This window comes from Legionella norrlandica (genome assembly GCF_000770585.1).
Lineage (GTDB): Bacteria > Pseudomonadota > Gammaproteobacteria > Legionellales > Legionellaceae > Legionella > Legionella norrlandica.
Genome location: NZ_JNCF01000125.1, coordinates 1 through 735, shown reverse-complemented (window position 1 = coordinate 735; position 735 = coordinate 1). Strand labels below are relative to the sequence as shown.

The following is a 735-nucleotide window of genomic DNA, read 5'->3' as shown; positions in this document are numbered from 1 at the left end:
GGTGTATGAAGGGTCTGAAAATTTAAGCAGTCCGGTCAATGCCACGATCGCTGATAATTTGGGTGTGGGCACGATTAAAGATGATGGCACGGGCGCTGGCGGTACCGACAATGACACACCTGCGCTTTCAGTCAGTAGTCCGACGGTAGCGGAGGATGCTGGCTTTGCGGTGTTTACGGTGAGCTTAAGCAATGCCAGCACCAGTGCTGTTGGAGTGAATCTTGCCCTGGGTAACGGCACAGCCACAGGCGGAGGTACGGACTATGGCGCTGTTGGTGCCAGCAACTTGCAAGTGTCTACGGATGGCGGTACGAGCTGGACGAATGCGACGTCGGCCACCATTGCAGCGGGGCAAACTTCCATTTTGGTGCGTACACCGATTACTAATGATGCCTTGGATGAAAACAATGAGACCTTTACCTTAACGGCTACCAAAACCTCAGGTACGACGTCTAATAGCAGTGCGTCAGGCACGGGTACGATTACGGATAATGATGCGCCACCGACTATCTCTATTAATGACGTGACGGTCAATGAAGGGTCTGGTACTGTGACCTTTACTGTAAGTCTTAATACGGCAAGCGGTTTGCCTGTGAGTGTGGATTACGCGACCAGCAATGGCACTGCTACGGCAGGAGCCGATTACACGTCCACTAGCGGTACTTTAAACTTTGCTGCGGGAGTTACGACACAAACCATTACTGTGCCTATTGTAAATGATATGGTGTATGAAGG

General features: G+C 51.4%; 1 protein-coding gene and 1 pseudogene. Both read left to right on the top strand.

Annotation, left to right across the window (positions count from 1 at the left end):
* Nucleotide 1: 1 nt before the first annotated feature.
* Nucleotides 2-262: pseudogene (locus OK13_RS16240) on the top strand (hypothetical protein); the annotation flags it as partial.
* Nucleotides 263-367: 105 nt separating this feature from the next.
* Nucleotides 368-735 (top strand): Calx-beta domain-containing protein (locus tag OK13_RS15635; RefSeq protein ID WP_241480584.1); only part of this gene is annotated, 368 nt, incomplete at its 3' end.